This window comes from Vreelandella halophila (genome assembly GCF_019903425.1).
In the GTDB taxonomy this organism is placed as follows: Bacteria; Pseudomonadota; Gammaproteobacteria; order Pseudomonadales; family Oleiphilaceae; genus Halospina; species Halospina halophila.
The window spans coordinates 128,781-147,056 of sequence record NZ_JACHUZ010000013.1; the positions used below are offsets into that span (position 1 = coordinate 128,781).

Annotated in this window: 18 protein-coding genes; 8 read left to right on the plus strand and 10 right to left on the minus strand. The window is 60.6% G+C overall.

Translation table 11 applies throughout. The annotated features are described in order from the left end of the window. Window positions 1-8: 8 nt before the first annotated feature. On the minus strand, window positions 9-314 hold the full coding sequence (locus tag H4I92_RS04865; protein ID WP_077531660.1) for an NAD(P) transhydrogenase subunit alpha part 2: 306 nt from the start codon (window positions 312-314) through the stop codon (window positions 9-11). A 2-nt stretch (window positions 315-316) separates the two neighbouring features. Then, window positions 317-1,441, minus strand: a complete 1,125-nt coding sequence (locus H4I92_RS04870; protein ID WP_077529538.1) for an NAD(P) transhydrogenase subunit alpha — start codon at window positions 1,439-1,441, stop codon at window positions 317-319. 103 nt (window positions 1,442-1,544) lie between these two features. Here H4I92_RS04870 and H4I92_RS04875 point away from each other — a divergent pair, with 103 nt between their 5' ends. Further along, on the plus strand, window positions 1,545-2,288 hold the full coding sequence (locus H4I92_RS04875; RefSeq protein ID WP_077529539.1) for a secretin N-terminal domain-containing protein: 744 nt from the start codon (window positions 1,545-1,547) through the stop codon (window positions 2,286-2,288). An 18-nt stretch (window positions 2,289-2,306) separates the two neighbouring features. On the opposite strand, the gene H4I92_RS04880 is transcribed toward H4I92_RS04875, so the two are convergent. Next, window positions 2,307-2,810, minus strand: coding sequence for a DnaJ domain-containing protein (locus H4I92_RS04880; RefSeq protein WP_077529540.1), 504 nt, complete (start codon window positions 2,808-2,810; stop codon window positions 2,307-2,309). Window positions 2,811-2,904: 94 nt separating this feature from the next. Here H4I92_RS04880 and H4I92_RS04885 point away from each other — a divergent pair, with 94 nt between their 5' ends. After that, the gene (locus H4I92_RS04885) at window positions 2,905-3,720 is read left to right on the plus strand and encodes an inositol monophosphatase family protein (RefSeq protein ID WP_077529541.1); all 816 of its coding nucleotides are present in this window, start codon (window positions 2,905-2,907) and stop codon (window positions 3,718-3,720) included. A gap of 5 nt (window positions 3,721-3,725) precedes the next feature. Here the strand turns inward: H4I92_RS04885 and H4I92_RS04890 are convergent, their stop codons facing one another. The 5 genes from H4I92_RS04890 to H4I92_RS04910 all read right to left on the minus strand — a co-directional run bounded on the left by H4I92_RS04890 (window position 3,726) and on the right by H4I92_RS04910 (window position 9,824). Then, window positions 3,726-5,342, minus strand: coding sequence for a methyl-accepting chemotaxis protein (locus tag H4I92_RS04890; RefSeq protein WP_077529542.1), 1,617 nt, complete (start codon window positions 5,340-5,342; stop codon window positions 3,726-3,728). Between the two features lie 109 nt (window positions 5,343-5,451). Continuing rightward, complete coding sequence (locus tag H4I92_RS04895; RefSeq protein ID WP_077529543.1) at window positions 5,452-6,474, minus strand: ABC transporter ATP-binding protein; 1,023 nt, start codon at window positions 6,472-6,474, stop codon at window positions 5,452-5,454. 2 nt (window positions 6,475-6,476) lie between these two features. Beyond that, window positions 6,477-7,994: an ABC transporter permease gene (locus tag H4I92_RS04900; RefSeq protein ID WP_077529544.1), complete on the minus strand. Its 1,518-nt coding sequence runs from the start codon at window positions 7,992-7,994 to the stop codon at window positions 6,477-6,479. Continuing rightward, window positions 7,991-9,025 carry an extracellular solute-binding protein gene (locus H4I92_RS04905; RefSeq protein ID WP_077531661.1) on the minus strand — a complete coding sequence of 345 codons (1,035 nt, stop codon included), beginning with the start codon at window positions 9,023-9,025 and terminating at the stop codon, window positions 7,991-7,993. The genes H4I92_RS04900 and H4I92_RS04905 overlap by 4 nt, the downstream gene beginning before the upstream one ends. A 1-nt stretch (window position 9,026) precedes the next feature. Further along, window positions 9,027-9,824 (minus strand): hypothetical protein, encoded by a 798-nt coding sequence (locus H4I92_RS04910; RefSeq protein ID WP_077529545.1) that lies wholly within the window; start codon window positions 9,822-9,824, stop codon window positions 9,027-9,029. Window positions 9,825-9,966: 142 nt separating this feature from the next. Between H4I92_RS04910 and H4I92_RS04915 the strand changes: the two genes are divergently transcribed. Beyond that, a complete protein-coding gene (locus H4I92_RS04915) occupies window positions 9,967-10,383 on the plus strand; it encodes a methylglyoxal synthase (RefSeq protein ID WP_077529546.1) in 417 nt (138 codons plus the stop codon). A gap of 22 nt (window positions 10,384-10,405) precedes the next feature. Here H4I92_RS04915 and H4I92_RS04920 read toward each other — a convergent pair whose 3' ends face one another. Next, on the minus strand, window positions 10,406-10,948 hold the full coding sequence (locus H4I92_RS04920) for an ankyrin repeat domain-containing protein (protein ID WP_077529547.1): 543 nt from the start codon (window positions 10,946-10,948) through the stop codon (window positions 10,406-10,408). A gap of 9 nt (window positions 10,949-10,957) precedes the next feature. Continuing rightward, window positions 10,958-11,437: a hypothetical protein gene (locus tag H4I92_RS04925; RefSeq protein WP_077529548.1), complete on the minus strand. Its 480-nt coding sequence runs from the start codon at window positions 11,435-11,437 to the stop codon at window positions 10,958-10,960. A 181-nt stretch (window positions 11,438-11,618) separates the two neighbouring features. Here H4I92_RS04925 and H4I92_RS04930 point away from each other — a divergent pair, with 181 nt between their 5' ends. The 5 genes from H4I92_RS04930 to cas7c all read left to right on the plus strand — a co-directional run bounded on the left by H4I92_RS04930 (window position 11,619) and on the right by cas7c (window position 18,266). Next, window positions 11,619-12,584, plus strand: a complete 966-nt coding sequence (locus H4I92_RS04930) for a helix-turn-helix transcriptional regulator (protein ID WP_077529549.1) — start codon at window positions 11,619-11,621, stop codon at window positions 12,582-12,584. An 81-nt stretch (window positions 12,585-12,665) separates the two neighbouring features. Continuing rightward, a complete protein-coding gene (locus H4I92_RS04935) occupies window positions 12,666-14,882 on the plus strand; it encodes a CRISPR-associated endonuclease Cas3'' (protein ID WP_077529550.1) in 2,217 nt (738 codons plus the stop codon). A gap of 35 nt (window positions 14,883-14,917) precedes the next feature. Next, entirely contained in the window at window positions 14,918-15,592 is a 675-nt protein-coding gene (cas5c, locus tag H4I92_RS04940) for a type I-C CRISPR-associated protein Cas5c (RefSeq protein WP_077529551.1), read from the plus strand. Then, window positions 15,589-17,385, plus strand: a complete 1,797-nt coding sequence (gene cas8c, locus H4I92_RS04945; RefSeq protein WP_077529552.1) for a type I-C CRISPR-associated protein Cas8c/Csd1 — start codon at window positions 15,589-15,591, stop codon at window positions 17,383-17,385. Before cas5c ends, cas8c begins: the two co-directional genes overlap by 4 nt. Further along, a complete protein-coding gene (cas7c, locus tag H4I92_RS04950; protein WP_245800848.1) occupies window positions 17,382-18,266 on the plus strand; it encodes a type I-C CRISPR-associated protein Cas7/Csd2 in 885 nt (294 codons plus the stop codon). The genes cas8c and cas7c overlap by 4 nt, the downstream gene beginning before the upstream one ends. Window positions 18,267-18,276 lie beyond the last annotated feature (10 nt).

An 18,276-nucleotide genomic window follows, 5' to 3' on the forward strand; every position in this document is an offset into this window, starting at 1 on the left:
GTGCCTCCTCAGTCCTGCCGGTCACTGGATTTGAACATGTCGAGCATGCGGTCGGTCACCACGTAACCGCCGGCCGCGTTGCCCGCGCCCAGCAGGACGCCGATGAAACCAATCGTCTGTTCCAACGGTGTGGCGGCGTTGAGCAGCGCCCAGATGGCGCCCACTACCACGATACCGTGCACGAAGTTGGAGCCGGACATCAGCGGCGTGTGCAGGATCGCCGGAACCCGCCCGATGATCTCGTAGCCGGTGAAGGCGGCCAGCATGAAAATATAGAGCGCAACAAAACCGGTAATGGCGGTGGTCGCATCCATGGTCATTCCCCCCTGACGGCTTCGGCCGCCGCTTCGTTCCGGATTTCGCCCGCGTGCGTCAGGCACGAACGGGCAATGACCTCATCTTCCCAGTTGAGCTGGATCTCGCCGTCGGCGACGATCAGCCCCAGGAAGTTGAGCAGGTTCTTGGCGTAGAGTTCAGAGGCGTGCTCGGCCAACAGGCTGGGCACGTTCAGCGGCGCCACGATGGTCACACTGCCTTCCTCAACCGTCTCGCCCGGCTGCGTCAACGGTGTGTTACCGCCACCGTCAGCCGCCAGGTCCACGATCACGGCACCCGGCTTCATGCCCCGGATCTGCTCCTCGCTGAGCACCTTCGGGCTCTCCTGCCCCGGAATATTGGCAGTGGTGATCACCGCATCCGCGTTCTGGACATGGCGGGTCACGACCTCGGCGGCCTGAGCCTTTTCCTCATCTGTCAGTTCCCGGGCGTAGCCTCCCTCGCCGGTCGCGGAGACGCCGGTGTCCACGAACTTGGCGCCCAGTGACTCCACCTGTTCCGCGGCCTCACTGCGCACGTCATAGCCCTCGACCATGGCCCCCAGGCGGCGCGCTGTGGCAATGGCTTGAAGCCCCGCCACACCCGCGCCGATCACCAGCACCTTCGCCGGCCGGATGGAACCCACCGCCGTGGTCATCATGGGCAGAATGCGGTGCAGGTTGGTGGCTGCCAGCAGCCCACCGTAATAGCCCGCCAGGGCGGCCTGGGTGGAGAGCGCGTCCATGGCCTGGGCGCGCGTGATACGGGGCACCCGATCCATGGCAAAACAGGTGATCTCCTGTTCCACCAGTGCCTCCACCACTTTGGGCTCGCGGTGGGCATAGACAAAGGACAGCAGGATGCTGCCCTTGCGCATCTTCCGGATCTCGGAGGGGCTCGGCGACTGTACGCTGAGCACCACGTCCGCCTTGCCCAGCTCCAGCCTTCCCACATGGATACCCGCGCTGGTGTAGGCTTCATCCGGAATCCGGGCGGCCTCCCCGGCCCCCTTCTGGACACGGATCTCAGCCCCCAGCTTCTCAAGCTTGGGCGCCACAGCGGGCACCACGGCCACCCGCTTCTCGTTGGCCCGTGTTTCCCGGGGCGCAGTGATGGTCACCGTCATAACGGCACTCCCTCGTTAGCAGGATGCTATCCTGAGCGTGAAACGGTCGCGCACCTGTTGCCGGTGCGATACCCTGAGCATAGATGGAATTCCATGGAATATCATGAAACCAGCCAACCGCAACCTCATTCTTATCTGCCTGTCACTGCTGCTGGCGATGCCTGGCGCATTCGCCGCGCCTGAAAGCCATGTGTTTGAACTGGAGAACCGGCGGGCTCAGACAGTCGTTCCGCAGCTGCGCAACCTCTATGGGGACGGCATAAAACTCTCGCCGGACGGGCAGAACCTGATGGTGCGCGCCGAGCCCGAGCAGCTCGCCGAGATCAAGAGCCTGCTCAAGCAGATCGACCAGCCCGTCCACCAGGTACGCCTCTCCCTGCGCCACAGAGACATGGCCTCGGGGAAGGACGATAACCGTGGCAGCAGGCGCGTCTACAGCACCAGAAAGGACTCGACCCGCTCACTGGTGGTCCAGGATCAGCAGCTCGCACAGATCTCATCCGGCCGGATTGCGCGACTGCCCGTCGCGGCGCGTGGCGGCAAGGACCCAATGGTGATTCTGGAGGAAGTGGATATGACCAGCGGCTTCCTGGTGCGCCCCACGGTGCTCAGCGAGAACCAGGTGGAGCTGCACATTACCGCTATCCGCAACGAACCCGTGCCGGGTCGGCCGGATTACGAGACCGCCGGAGTGGTTACCATCCGCCGGGTGAACCCCGGCGAATGGGTGGAACTGGGCGAGGAGCGTCGGAGTATCCGTTCACAGCAGGGCAGTCGCGTCTACAGTACACAGTCAAAAGGCAACCGGCTCTGGGAAGTGAAAGTGAACGTGCTTCCGGCTCGCTGAGCGCCGGATAAACCCGCATCACCCCAGAGCCTTCAACAGCACCTCCTTGGCCTCATTCACCCTTGCGGCGAGCTCATCACTGCCGCCGTGGTCCGGATGCACCTTCTGGATCAGCCGCCGGTGCGCCTTCACGATGTCATCCCGGCCGGCATCCGCGGGCACATTGAGCACATCCCGCGCCTGTTCGGGGTCCATACGGCCGGAATTATCCGGTTGCGCCTGCTGGCCGCTGTCATGTTCCTGCCCGGTACCCGTATTCCCCCCGGCATTACGGATACGGCGCCACAGAAGCCAGAGCTGGAAGGCGCGCCAGCCACGATGCGCAAAGGGCACAAGCGCCGCCAGCAGCCCTCCGATCACATGCAGCCGGCCTGTGACCACCAGCAGGGTACAGAGCGCACCCACCCCCACCGCTACGCCCCAGAACAGCCCCTTACGCTTTTCCGCCGGATCCAGGCGCGCCCACTGGCGCAGCAGCAGGAAGAGCAGGACGGTAAGAACAAGGCCGAGGATCAGATGCATGGGGTTTCCGTTTTGTGGCCATACCGGGGGCCGGAGTACACTACGCGGCAGACCGACCCGATCCGCCACATCCTACCAGAGGGGCCGCACCTCAATGCATGACGACCTGACCGCCATTACCGAATTCGCCGAGGAAACAGCCATCCAGGCCGGTGAGCTCATCATCCAGGAACGCCGGCAGGGCAGTATGGAGCACAGCTACAAGGATGCCACCGAGCTGGTGACCCAGGCGGACATCAAGGCGGATGAGTTCATTGCCGAGCGCATCCGGGAGACTTTCCCTGGGCACCGCATCCTCTCCGAGGAAGCCATGCCGGATCTGACCCAGGCGGAAAACCTGGATACACCGCTGTGGATTGTCGATCCCATCGACGGCACAGTGAACTATGCCTACGGTCATGCCCAGGTGGCGGTATCCATCGCCTATGCGGAAAAGGGCCGCGTTCGCACCGGTGTCGTGCACTGCCCCTTCCAGCAGGAAACCTTCATGGCCACCCATGGGCAGGGCGCCCTGCTCAACCGTATGCCGATCGAGGTCTCCGGCGCCACCAACCTGCGACAGAGCCTGATCGCCACCGGCTTTCCCTACGGTAAGGATGAGATCCCGACTCTGATCCGGCGCCTGGAACGGGTGCTAATCCAGTGCCGCGACATCCGCCGCATCGGCTCCGCCGCTGTGGACATCTGCTGGGTGGCCTGCGGGCGGCTGGACGGTTACTACGAGAGCGTCAGCCCCTGGGACTTTGCGGCGGCGCGGCTGATCGCGCTGGAAGCCGGGGCCACCTGCGGGCACTTCTCAGAGGTTCCAGAGGGCTATCCGGAGGATCTGTGGGGGCGGGATATCATCATCACCAGCCCCGGCATCCATCCCGCTCTCGCCGAATTACTGCCGGAGCCGGTGAACGGCTGATCCCCTCAACGGATCCGGTTAGCCAGATTCGTTGCGCTGGAGGCCATGGCTTCCAGCTCCGGGATCGTCTTCAGGTTGGCCTCAGAGGCTTCACTCATGCCATCTGCCAGCTCCGAGACTTCCGTGATGTTACGGCTGATGTCCTCGCTTGTGCTGGTCTGCTCTTCCGCAGCGGTTGCCACCTGGGTTGTCGCATCCCGGATCTCATTCATGCGGGCATTGATGTCCGTGATGATCTGCTGCACTTCCGAAACCTGCTGAACACATTCCTCGGTCACGGTCTCGCTCGCCTTCATGTACTCGGTCGCCTCATCCGAGCCGGAAGCGATGCTGCTCACGATGCCATCAATCTCACCTGTCGCCTCCTGGGTCTTGGCAGCAAGGTTGCGCACCTCGTCCGCCACAACGGAAAAGCCACGCCCCGCCTCGCCAGCCCTGGCAGCTTCAATGGCGGCATTCAACGCCAGCAGGTTGGTCTGGTCTGCGATCTCTCGGATCACTTCCATCACGCTGCTGACCTTCTTGTTGTTTTCCGCCAGCGCCACAACGGTCTCCGAAGTTGATCGGACCTGCTCCGAGAGGCGGTTCATACTCGCCACGGATGTGGTGATGTTGGCACTGGCCCGATCCGTTTCGGAAGTGGTCTCATCCACCCGTGTCGAGACATTGGAGGCATGCTGCGCCACCTCACTGGCTGTCGAGGCCATTTCATTCATGGCCGTTGCCATCTGGTCGATCCGCTGTCTGGCCTGCTCCGAACGTTCGGCAACATCCCGCGCCCCCGATCCCACCGTATCCCGGATGGTGGTCAGATCCGCCGCGTTCGTCCGGGTGGTCTGCTGGATCTCATTCAGGAAGTCATGCAGCTTGCGCGCGGCCTCCGCAAGCCGGCCGATTTCGTCCTGACGCTGAAGGGTGGGTTTCTCACCCAATTCACCATCTCCCAGCTTCTCAAGCTCACCTGCAATAAGCCGGGTAGGCCGGATGACCTGGCGGTTGATCATTAAAGCGGTGACGAGGGTTCCCAGCACCACCGCAATCAGAAGCGCCGCACCCGCCAGCATGGTATTGCTGCGGGCACTGGATTCGAGGCGGCCGGCTTCACCGCTGGCCAGTTTACGGATCCGGGTTGTGGCATTGTTGATGAGTCGCGCGGGCTCACGGTCAATACCCGCGACCGCCGCATCGCCAGCGGTATGATCAAACCCCGAATCCACGAAGTCCTGGAAGCCTTCCCGGTACGATTCGCCCATGCGCTGGTGAGCCGTCTGGAACCGTTCCAGAAGATCCCGCGCCTGGGCGTCGTCCACTAGAGGCAACAGCTTGTCCAGGCTCTTCTGGATGCTTGCCTCCTGCTCTTTGAACTGGCCCCAGTATTTCTCCCGCTGATCCTGGTCATGCCCCCGCAGCAGTACGTTCTTCCACTCCTGGACCTGGGTCTTGAAGTCCGAAAGGATGCCCTGTGTCTCAATGGCGGCGCGCATATCCCGGGATGTGAGCTGGGAAAAGCTATTGGTCACACTCAGCGAATAGGTCAGATAGGCACCAGCCACCACGGCAACCACAAGGTTGACCATGACGATCACGGTGAGCACCTGACGGGCAATACTGTTGCGGATCATGGTTGAGGGATCTCCTGGTCACCTTTTGCCTGCATCATCAGGGTATCGGCCGCTAACGGCCGGCATTGAGCGCAGAATTGTAAACGTCAGTGACTCAGGAGGCTCCAGATCAGAGTGAAGGTCTTTCCGGTGTGAACGCAGCCAGAGGATGCTCGGAGCTGATGCGCAGATGCACTGGCGCGCCCACGGCCAGATCCACTTCATGGTTGGTGCGCACCCGCAGCGCTTCACCATCGCAGACACGGATGGCGTAGAGTCGGGTCTCGCCCTCATAACGGCGCCATTCGACCACACCATTGCCCTCCCCCGAGGGCACCACGGTCAGATCATCCGGGCGCACCATCAGGTCCACCTTCTCGCCATTGGCGCCCTCCGTGATGGCGGGCGCGCTGCCAAGCGGCGTCGCCACCACCGACCCGTCCCGGTGCCCGCGCACAAAGGCCGCCTCGCCCAGGAACTGGGCGGCGAAACGGCTTGTTGGCTGGCTGAAGCACTGCTCCGGCGTATCAAGCTGTTCCAGGCGGCCGTTATTGAGAACACCCAGACGGTCGCCGACCGAAAGCGCCTCCTCCTGGTCATGGGTCACCCAGACCGCCGGCACACCGGCCTCCTTCAGCGCCGTGCGGATATCCCAGCGCAGGGTGTCCTTGAGCGCGGCATCCAGGTTGGACAGCGGCTCATCCAGCAGCATCAGCTGAGGCTCATGGGCCAGCGCCCGGGCCAGGGCCACGCGCTGCTTCTGTCCGCCGGAAAGACGTTCCGGCATGGCATCGGCCAGCGCTGTCAGGCCCAACCGCTCCAGCCACTCATGGGCGGGCCGGCGGTTGCTCAGCCGGAAGGCAACATTGTCGATGACACTGAGGTGGGGAAAGAGCGCAAAGTCCTGGAACACCATCCCGACCCGGCGTTTTTCCGGCGGTACATCCCGCTTGGGGGTGATCCGCTGCTCCCCGAGTACGATCTCACCCGCATCCGGGCGCACCAGTCCCGCCAGGGTCCGCAGTACCGTGGTCTTGCCGCAACCGGTCGGCCCCACGAGCATCAGGATCTCATCCGCGCCCAAACTGAAAGAAAGATCCGCCAGTACCGGTGTCTGGCCGTAGGCCAGGCTCAGGTTGCGAACATCCAGCATGATTACCCCTTATTCTCCGCAAGACCGGCTTTCAGGCCCCGCTCACCACTGACCATGAGAACCAGCGCCACCCCGGAGATCACCACAAGAAGCAGGCCCGGAACACCGGCACGGCCGAAGTACCCGGCCTCATAGACACGCCAAAGCTCCGTGGCCAGGGTGTCGAACCCCGTGGGGCGCAGCATCAGCGTTGCCGGCAGCTCACGCATCGCCTCCAGAAACACCAGCGCGCCTCCGGCGACCACCCCGCGCAGTGTCAGCGGCAGGCTCACGCGGCGGAACGCTTCCCAGCGGGAGGCCCCAAGAAGGCGGGCAGCGTGGGTCATGTTGTCGTCCACCCGTTCCGCCGTGGAGCGCACCGCGCCCACCGCCAGCGGCAGGAACCGCAGCATGTAGGCCAGCACCAGAAGGAACAGGGTCTGGTACAGCACCGGCACCCTGAGCCCCAGGTGGACCAGGGCCGTGCCCATGACGATGCCGGGAACCCCGAACCCGAAATAGGTCAGCCTGTCCATGACACGGCCCGCCGGCCCCGCAAGCGCCGCGTACGCCACCGGTAGCGCCAGGAGAACCGCACCGAGCGCCGCCAGGGCAGCCGCCCAGGCCGAGTTGACCGCCGTCATGGGATCAAAGCCGGCCAGCCCGTCACGGGCGATCCATACGCCGAAAAGTGCCAGAGGCAGGCCCACCGCCAGAGCAAACACCAGCAGCGCCACGCCCATCATACCAGCTCCGGAGAGAGCTCCGGGGGTCAGAACCAGCGTGCGGCCGGGGCTTTCCTGCTCCGTCCCGAAGCGGCTTTCCAGGAACAGGATGAGCCCCACGATCACCAGCAGGTGCAGTGACAGCATGGCGGCCTGGCTGAGCCCGAACGCATTGTACTCAACAAAGATCACCCGGGTGAACGTGTCCACGCCCATGATGGCCGGCGTTCCGAAATCCGAGAGCGTGTAGAGCGCCGCCAGCAGCGCGCCGGCCGCGATCCCCCGGCGCACCCGGGGCAGCACCGCCCGCCAGAGAGCCTGCGGCAGGGACAGCCCCAGCGTGCGGGCCGCATCCAGGACACTGGCATCCAGACCACGCAGGGATGCCCGCGTGGTCAGCAGCACAAAAGGAAAGGTGTACAGCGACATAACCACCGCCGCTCCCGTAAGACCACGGAGCTCAGGGGTCGGGATGCCGGTCAGCTGCTGGATTTCGCCCCCGGGCCCGAAAGCCGCGTAGAACGTGAAGGCACCGATGTAGCTGGGCATTGCCAGCGGCGCCGCCAGCAGCGGCAACCAGAGGCCAAGCAGAGGTAGCCTGACGTAAGCGGTCATGACCGCGAGAGGGACACCGAGAAGGAGCGACCCGACTACCGTCAGCCCGGCCAGTGCCAGCGACTGCCCCAGTACTTCGAGCCAGTGCGGATCCCAGAGGGTTTCAGCGCCCGCTCCCAGGTCCAGCAGGACCAGCAACGGCAGTACGGCCAGTATCGCAACGGGTGCGGCCAGCACATAGGAAACCGGCCAGCGCCTCATAGCACTCCGGCGTCACGTATCAGATCCAGTGTCGGCCGCATGTCCGCAAGGCGGGTCAGTTCCAGTTCAGGAGGCTGAATGCGATCCCCGGACGGCAACCCCTCAGGCAGAGCTACACCATTGACCATCGGAATCTCATAGGCCTCACGCGCCAGATAGGACTGGACCTCGGTGGTCAGCAAGTAGCGAATGAAATCCATGGCCAGGGGGCGTTCCGTCAGCGCCATGGCACCAGAGGCATTCAGCAGCGAGCCCGCGTCATCACGGGTCATCGCCAGATCGACGGGCGCCTCGGGCTGGCCGGAAAGCAGCCGCAGCGTGTAATAGTGATTCGCCAGCCCCAGGTCCACTTCGCCCCGGGAAACGCCCATGACAACACCGAACTCCCCCGCGTACTGCCGGGCCCGGGCCTTCATGCCGCGCAGCCACTCACGTGTGGCCTTTTCGCCTTCAAGCAGACGCATGGCGGTGACAAAGGACTGGAACGACCCATAGGCAGGCGCCCAGCCAACGCTGAGCCCCGTCTCAGGCAATGCCATGATGTCCTCGGGGATATTGTCTCTGCTGAGTCGCTCGGTGTTGAACGGCAGGGTCCGGATGCGCCCAGAGATCGGCACCCAGTTGTTGTACTGGAAGCCGTCTCTCAACCCCGAACCAATGGACTCCGGAACGGGCGTGGCCAGCCCCGCCTCACTCACAAGACCCAACGACCCGGAATCCACGGCCCAGAACAGGTCCGCCTGGCGGGCACCGGCTTCCGCCTCCGCCACGATGGTGTTCGCCAGGGCCACGGTGGGCCCACGGCGCACCTGTAGTGACAGGTCCGGGTTACGATCCCGGATGGCGTTGATGACGTCCTCATAGAGGCCGCCCTCACCACGCCCCAGATACAGCGTCAGCTCCCCTTCCAGCGGAGGCAGCGACTCAACCGAGAAGGGCGCCCCGCCCTTGCTGGCCGCCAGGCCCGGCAAGGGGAAGGCACCCATGACACCGAGCGCGCCCAGGGCGCGCAGCAGATCACGACGGGTCACGTCAGAACACATCGCCCTGGCTCTCTTCCGCCTTCTCCAGCAGCTCCTGCGCCCGCGTCAGCTTTTCCTTCATGGCATCAACCTGATCGGTGACCTCCGATACCGGCGCCCCCTTCTCAAGCTGCTGGGGCAGGGTCACGTTGAAGTCCTTCTCCAGCGACTCAACCAGTTCCGCGTCCTGCTCGATCAATGCCCCTTCGATTCCCTCGAAGATCTCCATGTAGGTGTCATGAACCAGCTCGGTCGCCTCTTCCGTCTCACCCTCGGCGTGCTCAACCGTTACCTTCTCGAGATTGTTGATGATCCGGTCAATCGGGTCACCTTCCGCAGACTCGCCTTCCTGATCCCCGGAGTCACCGGAAGCCTGATGCTTGGACGCCATCTTCACCGCACCCAGGCCCTGCCAGAGCGCTGCCTCAAGTGCCGCCTGTTCAGCGCGTACCCGTTCAATGCCACTGTCATTGTCAACGGCTTCCTTGTACCCATAGATACCCTGCCAGATGGAGGCATAGACCGGCACATAGGTGACTTCCACCGCCGCATGCAGCTTCACCTCTTCCCAGAGTTCGATGAGCTGGTCCGTCTCCACGGCCTTCGGCCCCTGGTCGGCATAGGCGGATGTCATGTCATCAAGGCGGTCCGTGAACCGGCTGACATCCCCCTCATAGGTACTGAGATGACCCTTGAGATCCTCCACATGGTCGCCGATCTCACCGCTGGCCACCGCACTGGTGGACGTCAATCCAACTGACGCTGCCAGTACCAGAGTGCCGGCAACCGCCGTAAGCTGCTTACGCATCACGTTTCCCTCTTATTCCCACCAATTTCGCAAACAATAACTATTCTCAACTTAATAGTAAAGGTATCCCGGTTTGCGCGGACTCCGCGCCACCTGCGCCTGTGATAGGCTCAGGGAAAACCAGCCGAACAGGACTCCGACCATGACAGACGCCATCCGCACCATCGCCCTGGTGGCCCACGACAACCGTAAACCCGCCCTCGCCGACTGGGTTCAGTTCAACCGCGGACAGCTCGATGGCCTGACCCTGATCAGTACGGGCACCACTGGCGGGCTGATCGCGGAGCGGACGGGCCTTGACGTGATCCGGCTCAAAAGCGGCCCCCATGGCGGCGACCAGCAGATCGGGGCACGTATTGCGGAAGGCGGAGTGGACATGCTCATCTTCTTCTGGGACCCACTGGAGCCGATGCCCCACGACCCGGACATCCGCGCCCTGCTGCGCCTGGCCACGCTCTGGAACATCCCGATCGCATCCAATGAGAGCACAGCGGACTTCCTGATTTCATCGCCGTGTTTTCAGGCGTATGACAGGGCGGTTCCCGGGTTGGGGAATTAAGGGCGAATAGTCACCCTGGGCCTTAGCTCCGCCGGGAGCCCCCTTCCGCTTGCTCCAGAAGATGGATGACTCGACTAAAGTCCCTGTCGGGGCGATTCCGAGAGATAACCCGAGCCAAGTCGAGAGGCGTGCGGCCCTCGTGATCCGTTACCTTTGGGTCAGCTCCTTCGTTCAGAAGAATCTCGACAGCACTGTGGTCATTACTGAGGACAGCAGCATGAAGCGCTGTGAACTCCGAGCCATCCATCTCAGCCACGCTATCAATGTCGAGCCCGTTCGATACGAGATGAGTAAGCACCGATCTCGCCTCCTCGGAGTCAGGAAGGGAGGCTGCATAACGAGCTCCAGCCTCGCGACTCAGTTGCTCGACATCGTCCTGATCTGGATGAAATGCATAAAGTGCCTGCTCCGCGCTCCAGCGGATGACTTCAGGATTATCCTGATCCATATAGACCACAATCAACTGAAACGTCGATGTTGTTCGGAACTCGTACAGAACAACACCCGCCGTTGCAACGACAAGAAAAACAAGAACCAGGGCAGACCACTTTAAAAGTTTTCGCATACCCCCTCCTCAGACCCAGACTTCTTCGCACGGTTCAATATTACCGAACTCGATTCTCGACTTGCCCCGATTCGTAAGAGGCAGACCATTCAGCCCTTTCTCAACCCGAGGTTTCTGTTTGCCGGCAATGGCCACCCGAACCGTTTCATAGATTCTTGGATCCTCCAGATCATCCTCCGTCGCGTGTTTCCACCAGTGCTTGGTCGATTTTCGGGTAACCTTGGTTATCAGCTTCCTAATCGAGGTGCCAGGTTTTCGCCGGAACACCACATTGAAGAGTATGTGCACGAAACCGAGCAGATAGGATCCATCAATAGCAACAACGAGCAAAGCCTGAGCATACCGCCTCAAGTCCATCGTCATCGTAGTTGTCTTGATAACGGGCTTCTTCGAGGGCCAGAAAAACGCGAGCACCTCCCGGGCTTCACGTTCGTTCAGCACCACTTTGGAATCCGGGATATCGGGTAGGGAGAGTGTCGTAGCACTCATTGTTTGCCTCCTTTCAATAGAACCCCATCCAGTGGGGATTTGAAGAATCCTGAGCGTAATTCCACAAGTCTTAATATTCAAGAACTCAAGGACATCGTGCTCATGGCGACTAGGGCAATCACGCCGGACAACTGCTAGGCTCCCTTTTGACGGAAAATAATCATCCGCTCAGGGAGTGCCGGTGAGCCAAATTGAACGTATCTACCGCATCCATGACACTCTCCGCTCGGCAAGGCGCCCAGTGCCGATGCAGACTCTCATGGAAACCTTGGAAGCCTCCCGCAACACCATCACGCGGGACTTCCAGTTCATGCGGGACATCCTCGGCGCACCCATAACCTATAACCGGGAACACAACGGCCACGAATACGACCCGGAAGAACCAGTATTCGAGCTGCCCGGCTTCTGGATGAACGCCAGCGAACTCCATGCACTACTGGCCAGCGAACAACTTCTGGAAGCCGTTCAGCCGGGACTGATGACGCCCCACCTATCACCCCTCAAGGACCGCATCCGGGAACTTCTGGGAGATGACGGTGACACCGCCCAGCGCCTGAATGAACGCATCCGGATACAACCCATCCTTGCCCGCCATGCGCCCGAGTCCATATTCCGGAACGCTGCCGAAGCCACCCTCCGAGGCCTCCGGCTCAATGCTGCCTACACCAGCCGCAGCCGGGAGCAAACCCAGAACCGGGAAATCAGTCCCCAGCGGCTTCTACACTACCGTTCCAACTGGTATCTGCTGGGCTGGTGCCATGAAGCGGAAGCGTTGCGGCTGTTCTCCCTGGACCGGATGAGCGCACCTTCCGTAACCAGCGACGAGGCCCTGGAATGCTCACCAGAAACCATCGACGCCGAATTCAGCGCCAGCTTCGGCATCTTTACCGGCGAAGCCGAGCAAACCGCCCATTTGCGCTTCTCTCCCCGGGCCGCTCGCTGGAGCGCGGAAGAGACCTGGCACCCGGCCCAGGAAGGACACTGGCAGGACGATGGCCGTTTCCATCTCTACGTTCCCTACGCAGATTCCACCGAGCTGGTCATGGAAGTCCTTCGTTACGGGCCGGAAGTGGAGGTGATTGCGCCGACGGCATTACGGCAGGAATTTGCGGATCAGATCGAACGGATGCATAGCTTGTACTGGTAATTCGACCAGTGGTGCATTCTGTGGGGCAAAGCCCGTGATAAAACCGCAACTGTTACGCAGCAGAAGGTCGACGGCAAACAAATGAGCTCTGGTAACACTTTTTTCGCTCACACCACAGAACGTGAGGATCAGGCTGACTGGCAGCCCCTCCAGGAACACCTGGAGGCCACGGCGACCCTCGCGGAAACCAATGCGGCTCCGTTTGGGTGTGGGAACATGGCAAAGACCATGGGTCTGCTCCATGATCTCGGGAAGTACTCGACCCCATTCCAGAGACGGCTCCAGGGTGAGAGCGGGAAAGTGGACCATTCCACTCGGGGCGCCATGGTTGCGGCTGAACGCTACAGCTTTATCGGGAAACTGCTGGCGTATGGAGTTGCCGGACACCATGCCGGACTCGCTAATGGGCGAGACCAGGGCACACGGACACCACTCGCTGAACGCCTGAACCGCGACGTCCCTCATCTGAATCCAGCATGGGAGGATGAGATCCCACTCCCTGAAACCGCCCCTGAACCGGAAGCGTTTTCGCTGAACCCGGATCAACGCAGCTTTCAGTTCTCCATGATGGGTCGGATGCTCTTCTCCTCCCTGGTTGATGCGGATTACCGGGATACAGAAGCATTCTACACCGGCATCGAAGGAACCTCGGTAGAGCGCACGGGCTTCCCATCTTTGGAAACATTACGGGAGGAGCTGGACAAGACCCTCTCAGGCTTTACAGCGGATACCGAGGTCAATGAACTACGGTTAGAGATTCTCAACCATGCCCGCAACGAGTCCGAACAGTCTCCGGGGCTCTTCTCGATGACTGTTCCCACTGGTGGCGGCAAAACACTGACCTCGCTGGCGTTCGCGCTCGATCATGCCATCAGGCATGGCCTGAGGCGCGTCATTTTCGTCATCCCCTTCACCAGCATCGTTGAACAGAATGCAGCGGTCTTCCGTCAGGCTCTGGGCCCCTACGGCGATACAGCCGTGCTCGAACACCATAGTGCCTATCAGGACGACGGGCAGAAAGCTCCGGAAGCGGCCGACAAGCTAAAAAAGGCAATGGAAAACTGGGAGGCGCCGGTCGTGGTCACCACCTCAGTCCAGTTCTTTGAAAGCCTTTTCGGTGACCGCCCTTCCCAGTGCCGCAAACTGCACAACATCAGTGGCAGTGTCGTGATACTGGATGAGGCCCAGACCCTGCCATTGAAACTGCTGCGCCCATGCGTCGCAGCAATTGACGAGTTGGCCCGCAATTACCGGACAAGCCTCGTTCTCTGCACGGCCACCCAACCCGCCTTGAAGGCCGGTGACGAGTTCAAGGGGGGACTTGAAAACGTTCGGGAACTGGCGCCGGATCGGAAACGCATCTTCGACCGATTAAAACGGGTGACCCTGCGCCATATCGGTGATGCCTCAGATGAAGACATTGCCGGCGCCCTCAAGGAAAACGACCAAGCACTGTGCATCGTCAACAACCGGCGTCATGCCCGATGCCTGTACGAAAGAATTGCCGATGAACCCGGCGCCTATCATCTTACAACGCTGATGTGTGCAAGGCACCGGAGTGAAATGCTGGCCGAGATCCGCGAACGACTCCTTGAAGGCCTACCCTGCCGACTGGTTTCCACCTCCCTGATTGAGGCGGGCGTTGACGTGGACTTCCCCTTGATTCTGAGAGCGGAAACCGGTCTTGACTCCATTGCACAGGCTGCGGGGCGCTGCAACCGCGAAGGTAAGCGGGCGTCGGAAGACAGCGAGGTCCGTGTTTTCACCGTGGCGGATGACTGGCCCATGCCACCGGAGCTCAAACAGTTTGCCCAGGCTGCCCGGGCCATCTTCCGCCAGTTTGATGACCCACTGGCACTGGAGGCCATCAATGCCTATTTCCGGGAACTCTACTGGCAGAAAGATAAGGAGCTGGATGCCAACGACATACTTGGCCGCGTAAACCGGAGCCAGGTCGACAACCTCCCCTTCGAGTGGGTCTCCGACCAGTTCCGGATGATCGAGAGCACCATGATTCCGATCATCATCCCGTATGACGACGAGGCTCGGGATGCCATTAAGACCCTTGAATACGCCGATCGGATTGGCGGGATCAGCCGGAGATTGCAATCGTACCTCGTGCAGATTCCTGAGCAGGGTTATAAGGCCTTAAAGAGCGCTGGGGCAGTCCAACCGATCCGACAGGAAGAATTCGGTGAGCAGTTTCTGGTGCTTGTAAACGAAGACCTCTATCACCCGAGATATGGGCTTAACTGGGATGATTCAGTCTTTATCAGAGCTGAAAACTCGGTTTTATGAGTCGTCGAAACGACGTGGATATATAGGAGAAATAAATGGCTTACGGAATCAAATTACTGGTCTGGGGTGACAGGGCCTGTTTTACGCGCCCCGAGATGAAAGTGGAACGGGTCAGTTATGACGTGATCACACCGTCAGCTGCGAGAGGCATTCTGGAAGCCATTCACTGGAAACCGGCAATCCGATGGGTGGTTGACCGGATACAGGTGCTGAAGCCAATCCGATTTGAATCCATCCGCCGGAATGAGGTGGCATCCAAGATTCCCACGGGCAACGTCAAATCGGCTATGAAGGCGGAATCCACCTCCGGACTTTCAAACATCGTCGAGGATGACCGCCAGCAGCGCGCGGCCACCATTCTCCGGGATGTTGCCTACATCATCGAAGCGCACTTTGAGTTCACCACCAAGGCAGAACCTGGCGATAACGAAGGGAAGCACCTGGACACCTTTAACCGTCGGGCCCGGAAGGGCCAGTGCTTTCACACCCCCTATCTCGGCAACCGTGAGTTTCCTGCCTTTTTCCGGCTGATCGAGGAAGGCGAGCCCGAGCTTGCCGTGGATGACAGTCTTCTGGGCGAGAAGGATCTGGGCTTCATGCTCCATGACTTCGACTTTCAGAACGGCATGACTCCCCGTTTCTTCCGACCCGTAATGACGGATGGTGTCATCGACGTTCCCGCCTTCCATGACGAGGAGGTGCGAGCATGATCCTGACAGCGCTGAACGATTATTACGACCGACTCGCAGCCCAACCGGAGAGCACTATCGCACCTCTGGGGTACAGCTACGAAAAGATCAGTTTCGGACTGGTCCTCTCTCCCGAAGGGAGGCTGGTTGATGTCTTGGACCTTCGTGACACCAGTAATAAAAAGCCCCGCCCCAATCTGATACTGGTAACCCAACCACCAAAACGATCCGGCGTTAACCCTCCACCTGCATTCCTCTGGGATAACACCAAGTACGCTCTTGGTCTGACAGAAGGACAGGATGACAAAGCGCAGAAAAGAGCTGCCGAAGCCCATAAGGCATTCAAGGACTATCATGAGGAAGTTCTCGATGGCACAGATGATGAAGGTCTCCTGGCTCTCCTCCGCTTTCTGCGCCAGTGGCAACCCGAACATTCCGGCAAACTTCCAGCATTGAGCGAAGAAACTCTGGATACCAATGTTGTTTTCCGCCTTGAAGGGGAGCGGCAATTCATCCATCAGCGTGAGGCGGCCAAAGAGCTCAGAAAACAACTTCTTGAGAAGGCCGAGAGCCCGGAGGGAACCTGTCTCGTAACGGGCGAACACGCGCCTGTCGCGCGAGTGCATCCCTCCATCAAGGGCGTTAAGGATGCGCAGTCGATGGGTGCCTCCATCGTCTCATTCAATGAAAAAGCCTACGAATCCTACGGCAAGTCTCAAGGGGATAACGCCCCGGTATCTGAGAAGGCTGCCTTTGCCTACACCACGACACTGAACCACCTGCTCCGAAATGAGCCCGACAACCACCAACGTCTCCAGATCGGCGATGCCACAACGGTTTTCTGGGCCATTGCGGATGACCAGTCGCAGACGCAAGTTGCCGAGCAGACCTTTGCCCAGATGTTGAACCCAGGTGCGAGCGACGAGAGTGAGACGGAACGGCTTAAACGCCTTCTGGATTCGGTCGCACGGGGCCAGCCCCTGCGTGAGCAGGACCCCGGTCTCAACGACGAAGCTCAGATCTATGTGCTGGGCCTTGCTCCGAACGCATCACGCCTGTCCATCCGATACTGGGAGACCGGTTCTCTGCAGTCCTTCGCACGACGGATGGCACAGCACTATCAGGACCTGAGCCTTGAGCCTTTACCGTGGAAAACGTTTCCCGGCATCTGGCGTTTGCTGCTGGAAACAACGCCCCACCGTGGCAAGGAGAAAAAAGGCAGCTGGGATGACATACCGCCCCAGCTTTCAGGGGAACTGACCCGTTCCATTCTGACCGGCAGGCGTTATCCGCGAAGCCTGCTAACCAACATCATCATGCGCATGCGCACGGACGGCGATATTTCCGGCCTCCGTGTTGCTCTCTGCAAGGGAGTCCTGGCGCGCGAGCGGCGCCTGGGCGTCAAAGGTATCCAAGAGGAGGTGCCCGTGAGTCTCGATAAAGAAAACACCAACCCCGGCTATCGGCTTGGCCGACTGTTTGCTGCGCTGGAGAACGCGCAGCGCGCCGCCCTGGGCGATAATGTAAATGCCACCATCCGGGACCGGTATTACGGTTCGGCGTCCGCCACACCAGCCAGCATTTTCCCGGTCCTGCTCCGCAACGCCCAGCACCATCTCGGGCGCCTGCGCAAGGACAAGCCGGGGCTTGCCGTGAACATTGAAAAAGAGATCGGCGAAATCATGGACGGGCTGGGCTCAACGTTCCCCAAGAGCCTGCGCCTCGAATCCCAGGGCCAGTTCGCCATCGGTTATTACCACCAGTCCCAGAGCCACTTCCGCAAACCGGAACCCGCTGAGCAAGGAGAAGAATGATGACCGCCATTAGCAACCGCTACGAATTCGTCTTTCTGTTTGACGTGACCAACGGCAACCCAAACGGCGACCCCGATGCCGGCAACCTGCCGCGCATTGATCCGGAAACCAACCAGGGTTTGGTTACGGACGTTTGCCTCAAACGCAAGATCCGGAATTACGTCAGCCTCGAGAAAGAGGAAACCCCAGGCTACAACATCTACATGAAGGAAAAAGGCGTTCTGAACAACCAGCACCAGAAGGCCTATGAAGCCTTGGGAATCAAACCGGAACCGAATAAGCTTCCCAAGGACGAAGCCAAGGCAAGGGAGCTCACCCAGTGGATGTGCACCAACTTCTTCGACATTCGTTCCTTTGGTGCCGTTATGACGACCGGCGTCAATTGTGGGCAAGTTCGGGGTCCAATCCAGATGGCCTTTGCCAACTCCATTGACCCTGTCGTTCCTCTTGAAATGTCCATCACCCGCATGGCAGTTACCACAGAGAAGGAAGCCGAAAAACAAAGCGGCGACAACCGCACCATGGGGCGGAAGCACATCATTCCTTACGGCCTTTACCGGGCGCATGGCTTCATCTCCGCGAAGCTCGCGGAACAGACCGGCTTTGGTGAGGAAGACCTTGATCTTTTGTGGCGCTCGCTCATCAACATGTTCGAGCACGACCGCTCCGCATCCCGAGGGGAAATGTCTGCCCGCAAGCTGATCGTATTCAAGCACGACTGTGCCATGGGAAATGCACCGGCCCACACGTTGTTCGATTCCGTGAGCGTGGAGCGCGTAGACGGCGAACCGGATTCCCCCGCCCGCCAGTTCTCGGACTACCGCGTCAGGGTTGATTCAGAGTCCATCCCGCAGGGCGTCAGCGTCGAAGAGAAACTGTAGGTGCCCTGGC